Annotated in this window: 8 protein-coding genes; 3 read left to right on the forward strand and 5 right to left on the reverse strand. The window is 40.5% G+C overall.

Features of this window, described 5'->3' with window-relative positions:
• Window positions 1–147: 147 nt before the first annotated feature.
• Entirely contained in the window at window positions 148–1,056 is a 909-nt protein-coding gene (locus CXF78_RS06640) for a class I SAM-dependent methyltransferase (RefSeq protein WP_102036330.1), read from the reverse strand.
• Between the two features lie 40 nt (window positions 1,057–1,096).
• Complete coding sequence (locus tag CXF78_RS06645) at window positions 1,097–2,311, reverse strand: AI-2E family transporter (protein ID WP_102036331.1); 1,215 nt, start codon at window positions 2,309–2,311, stop codon at window positions 1,097–1,099.
• A gap of 158 nt (window positions 2,312–2,469) precedes the next feature.
• Here CXF78_RS06645 and folX point away from each other — a divergent pair, with 158 nt between their 5' ends.
• Both folX and CXF78_RS06655 read left to right on the forward strand, forming a co-directional pair.
• Window positions 2,470–2,838 carry a dihydroneopterin triphosphate 2'-epimerase gene (gene folX / locus CXF78_RS06650; protein ID WP_011638009.1) on the forward strand — a complete coding sequence of 123 codons (369 nt, stop codon included), beginning with the start codon at window positions 2,470–2,472 and terminating at the stop codon, window positions 2,836–2,838.
• A gap of 81 nt (window positions 2,839–2,919) precedes the next feature.
• A complete protein-coding gene (locus CXF78_RS06655) occupies window positions 2,920–3,819 on the forward strand; it encodes a TIGR01777 family oxidoreductase (protein ID WP_011638010.1) in 900 nt (299 codons plus the stop codon).
• Window positions 3,820–3,877: 58 nt separating this feature from the next.
• Here the strand turns inward: CXF78_RS06655 and CXF78_RS06660 are convergent, their stop codons facing one another.
• On the reverse strand, window positions 3,878–4,777 hold the full coding sequence (locus tag CXF78_RS06660; RefSeq protein WP_059745994.1) for a LysR family transcriptional regulator: 900 nt from the start codon (window positions 4,775–4,777) through the stop codon (window positions 3,878–3,880).
• 298 nt (window positions 4,778–5,075) lie between these two features.
• On the opposite strand from CXF78_RS06660, the gene CXF78_RS06665 reads away from it, so the two are divergent.
• Window positions 5,076–5,579, forward strand: a complete 504-nt coding sequence (locus CXF78_RS06665) for a lactoylglutathione lyase family protein (RefSeq protein ID WP_102036332.1) — start codon at window positions 5,076–5,078, stop codon at window positions 5,577–5,579.
• A gap of 89 nt (window positions 5,580–5,668) precedes the next feature.
• Here CXF78_RS06665 and CXF78_RS06670 read toward each other — a convergent pair whose 3' ends face one another.
• Together CXF78_RS06670 and CXF78_RS21395 are read right to left on the reverse strand one after the other, a co-directional pair.
• The gene (locus tag CXF78_RS06670; RefSeq protein ID WP_102036333.1) at window positions 5,669–6,358 is read right to left on the reverse strand and encodes a pseudouridine synthase; all 690 of its coding nucleotides are present in this window, start codon (window positions 6,356–6,358) and stop codon (window positions 5,669–5,671) included.
• 148 nt (window positions 6,359–6,506) lie between these two features.
• Window positions 6,507–6,837: hypothetical protein (locus CXF78_RS21395; RefSeq protein WP_180957071.1), on the reverse strand; the 331-nt coding region annotated here is incomplete at its 5' end.

Raw genomic sequence — 6,837 nt, forward strand, 5'->3', positions numbered from 1 at the left:
TGGTATCAAGTATAAGACACTAAAAACTACTTGCACGGCCAAGATGTTATTAAGGGGTTAATCATGAGATATGCCTTGGAATTTTTTACAGCCATAAAAAAACCGACAGCCACATGACTGTCGGTTAAGGTGTAACTCGTGAATAAATTAGCTCATGCGGTAACGTAATACTTTTAATGATTTCTGTTCATCAATATCAGCAAATACGGACGGATTAGCAATTCGCTCAACATAAGATAATTGTGGCGCGGTATTAACCACTTGTTGCATTAAAAAATCACAACCCAGTTCAGGGGCATTTAAGCACAGCAACACTTCACCTTGCGGGGCAAGCAAATCCTGCAGACGTTTCAATAAGCGCTCATAATCTTTAGTGGCCACAAAACTGCCACGTTGATTACTGGGAGGATCGGCCACAATCAAATCATACGGTCCAAGCTTGGTTAACTTACCCCAAGATTTAAAAATATCGTGGCCTAAATAACGCGCACCTGCGGGTAAGTCATTTAATACATGGTTTTGCTTACCAATGCTTAACGCGCCTTTACTCATGTCCATGTTGACCACTTCATCTGCGCCGCCTTGCAAAGCCACTACCGAAAATCCGCAAGTATAAGCAAATAGATTTAGCACTTTCTTATGTTTTGCATGTTGTTTCACCCATGCTCGGCCATTGGCCATATCTAAGAATAAACCGTGGTTTTGTCCGCGTAATAAATGAACTAAAAAACGCGCGTCATTTTCAGTTACTATATGCTGTTCTGGTACTTCGCCATGCAATAACTCACTGAATGTTTGGCCACCGTGACGGTATTGGTACACCAAATTAAGTGTTTCAGTTGGTCGTTGTTGCTGCCAAAGGGCCTTTATTGCAATCACTAATTCATCCAGTTGTTCGGTTTCGAGCATCTTAAAACTGGTGAGCAATAATACTGGCTTATACCAATCTAAACACAGGTGTTCATCGCCCGCGAATAATCCGCCACGGCCATGAAATAAACGGCAAACATCATCACCGAACGTCAAATTTGGAACTATTTGTAAAAAACCTTTCATACACTCTCTTAACTCAATAAACTAAATACAATCAATAGGGTTATGCATTGGTGGTTGATGACTTAGCTTTAGCGTCACTGTCCACGCGATGGTCATTATCAGCGTCACTACTGACTCCACTATCAACGTCATTATTAACCTGTTCTTCATCGTCGTTTGTGTGTTCATCCTCAGCTGCAATTTCGGCTTCTGCTTTAACACTATTGGCGGATTCATTAAATGAGTCATCACTATCATCCGACAACAATATTGCCAGCCAATTGCCCGAGTCACTCGATTCAAGACCAATTTTAACAATCATGGTTAAGGGTACCGACAGCAACATGCCGACAGAGCCAAGCAGCCAACCCCAAAAAATCAATGATAAAAAAACCACTAAGGTAGACAAGCCTAAGCCACGCCCCATAAAACGGGGTTCAACCATATTACCCATCACCATATTGGTACCCACATACAATAAACCGGTAATACCTGCAGCCCCTGGGCCCATTTGGATAAAAGCTAATAACACAGCCGGAATTGCGGCAATAATAGAACCAATATTAGGAATATAATTAAACAGAAAAGCGATGACAGCCCATAACAAAGCATAGTCAACGCCAATGATTGTCAAACCGATACCAACAACCACTGCTGTCGCTAAACTGACCAGGGTTTTAATCACCATATATTGATTAACCGACTGCAAAAACTTGTCGATTTGCTTTAAACGCTTATCTGGAGCATCAAGGGCTAAATGAAACTTTCTAGGCATTGATTGCGCTTCAAATAACATAAATACGATAGTCAAAATAATCAGGAATAAATTAGCCATCACATTGCCAACACCAGACAACATATTGGTGGTCATGGATAACGCCATGCCGGGGTCAAAATAATCGAGTACTTTTTGTTGAGAAATCTGGATATTAAAATCTTGCAGTTTTTCAAGGATCCACGCAAATTGTTCAATCAATTGCTCCCGATACTTGGGCATTTCTTTGGAAAACTCAGTTACCGAACTGCCCACTAAACTGGCCAGCCACAAGCCCATTAACACAATAAATCCCATCATTAAGATGATCGATAACCATTTAGGAATACGGTAGCGCGTCATCAACACAATAGCAGGATTACAAATAACCGCTAAAAATGCAGATAATACAAAAGGCACCACTATTGGGCTGGCCGTTTTAATTCCTGCCAAAATAATCACTACGCAAGCCATCACCACAAAACTTCGTACAGCCATGGGCGATTGTTGTAATCCATTCATAGAACTAAAAATCCTTATTATTGCTTATTAAAATGATTCTATATGCTAAGCTAAACTCAGTAACATATTGCAAACTAAGTTAAAATTCATTGTCGATTCATATATCAATTGATGACAATATTGGCTTACAACTACTTTTAGGGATCCACTCACTCAATATGAAACCAGAAACCGCTATTATACGCATTAAAAACTTACGTTTACGCACCTATATCGGCATTAAAGAAGATGAAATCAATAACCAACAAGATGTCATCATCAATGTGGTTATCCATTATTGTGCCGACAAAGCGCGAAACAGCAACAATGTCGCTGATGCGTTGAATTATCGCACCATTACTAAAAAAATCATTGCCTTGATTGAAAATAATCGTTTTTCTTTACTGGAAAACCTAACAAACCAAACTCTCGCCATTGCTAGCGAACATGATTGGGTTGAATTTGCCAGTGTTGAAATTGATAAACCCCATGCACTGCGCTTTGCAGACTCAGTGTCGATGGAATTATGCTATCAAAAACCGCAATAACAGACATGTTACGTGCAGTATTTGTGATCATTTTTTAAGGTTACCATCGTATATTGTTCTAATGAGTAAAGGGGAGCTTAGATGAAAATATTAATCACAGGTGCAACAGGGTTTGTTGGCAGACGCTTAGTTAAATCGCTTAGTGAGCATCAACTGATCATATTGACGCGAAATATTAATAACGCTAAAAATAATCTTGGTAGCCATCATCAATATTGGCAAACCCTTACTGATAAATCAGACCTTAACGATATTGATGCAGTGATCAACCTTGCCGGCGAACCGATAGTCAATAAACGTTGGAGTAACAAGCAGAAAAAACTGATATGCGACAGCCGTTGGGACATCACGGCAGCGTTAACTCAGCTTATTAGTAAAAGTACCACGCCACCGCATACGTTTATTAGTGCCTCAGCAGTAGGTTACTATGGCCGACAAGACCAAAATCCAGTTGATGAAACGAGTGGTTTTCATGCAGAATTTAGCCATGATATATGCCAAAAATGGGAAGATCTCGCACTTCAAGCCCAGTCACAACAGACCCGAGTGTGTATTACTCGCATAGGTATTGTGCTTGGGAAGAATGGCGGCGCATTAGCAAAAATGTTACCTCCATTCAAACTTGGTTTAGGCGGCCCAATAGGCAGTGGCGAGCAAGGTATGAGTTGGATCCATGTTGATGATTTAATTTCATTGATGGCCTACTTACTCAGCAACACAGACTTACAAGGTATTTTTAATGCTACCGCACCTCAGCCTGTTAGCAATGCCAAATTTGCTAAAGCATTAGGCAATGCGTTAAACCGTCCGGCCAAAATAACCACACCACCATTGGCTCTAAGACTAGCAATGGGTGAAATGTCAGAGTTGCTTACTACCGGTCAATTTGTGTTACCTAAACGAACTTTAGCAGCTGGCTTTGAGTTTAAATACTCTGATATCAACAGCGCATTAGATCATATTACTCACTCAGCGAACTGACTCAAAGTGCTAGCTCAAAGTGCTAAGTCACTGAGCTAAGTCACCTGGCTAATGGGCATCACTTAACCAACTGTTTAATTTTGTCGATTATCGGTCCATAGCGACGCGCAAGTGGTCGGTGTTTTTTGTAAATAATGAACAATGGCTCACTGACCACCACATTGTTGGCTTGCTCGGTGGTAAAAGATGCTATGCGGATATGCTGTTGTTGGCCAAAATGGTCAACAGCAAATTGTGGTAGTACAGCAAATGCGAGCCCTTTAGCCACTGGCACAAGAATTTGGTTCAACTGATTAACGTAACTGCGAATGGGCACCTGCAATGCCAACGCTTGTTTTTCAGTAAAATACTGGCCGACTATTTGCGACCAATAATGCATCGCATCAGGGTGGCTCACCATTCCAAGCTCCATGAGCTGTTCAAATGTAACCGATTGATGTGAGTAAGACTGAGGTAACACCAGACACAGAGACTGCGCAGCTAATGGAGTCACCACCAGCTCATCCATATTAATCGGCTGCGTAATTATACCCACATCAATGGTATTGGTCATAACACTGTCAATAATGCGTTTATTAGGCGCCGCTTCCAGATAGATTTGTAATTGACTATATGGCAACTGATAGTCAATAAGGTGAGGATATAAAAGCAACGCCATCGATCCCGAACACGCTAAACGGCACTCGCCGACATGCTCATCATCAACCGCTAATTGCGACAAAACTTGCTGTTGTTGCTGCTGCCAAACTAATGCTTGTTGATACAACACAATTCCAGCTTCAGTTAGCTCAAAGCTTTTTCCAATTCTAATGAGTAAATCAACACCCACTTGCTGCTCGAGCTTTTTAATGTGCTGACTCACGCCAGGTTGCGTCATAAAAAGTTGCTCTGCAGTATGAGTAAAATGCCCAACTTCGACGAGTTTAATAAATGTTGTTAACCATTGTTGATTTAACATGTCATGCCTCTACTCTGCCCCAAATATTAATCTCACCCATGACACTCTCACGGATGGCTTTAATCTGAATGTTATTCACCTGAATGCTATTAATTTAAGTGCTATTAACCGAAACGATAAAACCACAACGCTATCATAGCAATTCTTAATACTATAGCGACACGATTAATAACTAAAAATTATCATTATGAGTATTTTTGATAATTTAACATTTATATCTGAACTTCCTATACTGACGTTATCAACTCGGAATGACGAGCAACATGGCAACACATTAATTCAGTGTAAAGAGGTTAAAATGAGTAATACATATCCACGCAGTTTTTCCCATATTGGTATTTCGGTACCAGACTTAGATGCCGCTGTTAAATTCTATACTGAAGTATTAGGTTGGTATCTCATTATGCAGCCTACAGAAATTGTTGAAGAAGACACGCCTATCGGCGAAATGTGTACTGACGTATTTGGTGCAGGTTGGGGATCATTCCGTATCGCTCACCTTTCAACTGGTGACCGAATCGGTGTCGAATTATTCCAATTTATCAATCAGGAAAATCCAAAGGATAATTTTGAATACTGGAAAACCGGCATCTTCCATTTTTGCGTCCAAGACCCAAATGTTGAAGAACTCGCTGAAAAAATTGTTGCTGCTGGCGGTAAAAAACGCATGAAAGCACCACGTTATTACTACCCAGGTGAAAAGCCATATCGCATGATCTACATGGAAGACCCATTTGGTAATATTCTAGAAATCTATAGCCACAGCTACGAGCTACATTATGCTAGCGGTGCTTATAATTAACCTGTGTTAATTAGCCAACATAAGTTGCGCTTAATGCTGCTAGGTTGCGCCTCAGAACGATACTAACACTGTAGTTCTGCGGCGCTCATTTATGTATAAAAAGACTGAACTTCATCTGCGCTTAAATAACGCCACTCCCCTTCTGCTACATCGGCACTCACAGCACCAATACTTTCACGATGCAGTGACACCACTTTATTGCCCACCGCAGCAAACATTCTTTTTACTTGATGAAACTTACCTTCAGTTAAGGTCAGTAATACTTCTTGTGGTGTGATAATTTGCAACTTTGCCGGTAATGTCAGCTCTTGCTCCCCTTGCAAAGCAATGCCTTGTAAAAAAGACTCTCCGGCATCTGTTGCTATCGGCTTAGCTAATTTAACCCGGTAAACTTTATGGCATTGTCCAGACGGGGACGTGATAGCAAATGTCCAACGGCCATCATCGGTAATAAGCACTAACCCAGTTGTATCGGCATCTAACCGTCCGGCAATATGCAACTCAGATGGTCGTTCGACGTCAATTAATGAGAATAGCGACGGATAGACACCATCGACATTAGAACAAAGAGTATTGGCAGGTTTATTGATTAACATATAACGAAACGCTCGAGCTGCAAGCTTTTGACCGTTTAAGCTGATGTCATTATTTTCATGAACTTGAACAGCTTCATTCCTGACAACCACACCATTAACGAACACCTCACCATTATGAATTAGCTGGATCGCGTCATACTTTACTAGCTCAGTACTTTTACAAATAAATCGATCAAGACGCATAAATAACCTTAACTTGGGATAATCATTTATTATTGGCTACTTAAGCGGATATTATGCTTTGTCTCGTCAAATATGCAGTCAATGGTGGAGGGTATTATGCCACAGACGTAAAGTGCGGTTTGTTTTATTAGGGAGAATCGCAAACACATTACTCAAGTAAAAAAGAGCAAAAAAACGTAGCACCGACACTTAACGCAAACCCCACAAACATCATCGCAATAAAAAACCATTTGTGAGAAAAATTGCTTCCTTTAAATACCAAGTACGATTTACTGATGGTGTTACCGAGTAAAATTAACAACAATAAATTGATTAAATCAATATCCTGTGGATTCATAGACCATTCGGTCATCACCGATACAAGAATGGCATGAGCTTCAAAAAATGATACAAGTAAAGTACTGATCCCTCGCGAGAGACCGAGTTCACTGCCGATAAAATGCATGGCATATACAAGTCCGAGAATAAAAATAGATAGC

Source organism: Shewanella sp. 11B5, assembly GCF_002836795.1.
Lineage (GTDB): Bacteria > Pseudomonadota > Gammaproteobacteria > Enterobacterales > Shewanellaceae > Shewanella > Shewanella frigidimarina.

What these genes read in the sequence shown, in the direction of transcription:
- CXF78_RS06640 (WP_102036330.1), bottom strand. Translation starts at nt 1,056, where the DNA reads ATGAAAGGTTTTTTACAAATAGTTCCAAATTTGACGTTCGGTGATGAT.
- folX (WP_011638009.1), top strand. Translation starts at nt 2,470, where the DNA reads ATGAAACCAGAAACCGCTATTATACGCATTAAAAACTTACGTTTACGC.
- CXF78_RS06665 (WP_102036332.1), top strand. Translation starts at nt 5,076, where the DNA reads ATGAGTAATACATATCCACGCAGTTTTTCCCATATTGGTATTTCGGTA.
- CXF78_RS06670 (WP_102036333.1), bottom strand. Translation starts at nt 6,358, where the DNA reads ATGCGTCTTGATCGATTTATTTGTAAAAGTACTGAGCTAGTAAAGTAT.
- CXF78_RS06655 (WP_011638010.1), top strand. Translation starts at nt 2,920, where the DNA reads ATGAAAATATTAATCACAGGTGCAACAGGGTTTGTTGGCAGACGCTTA.
- CXF78_RS06645 (WP_102036331.1), bottom strand. Translation starts at nt 2,311, where the DNA reads ATGAATGGATTACAACAATCGCCCATGGCTGTACGAAGTTTTGTGGTG.
- CXF78_RS06660 (WP_059745994.1), bottom strand. Translation starts at nt 4,777, where the DNA reads ATGTTAAATCAACAATGGTTAACAACATTTATTAAACTCGTCGAAGTT.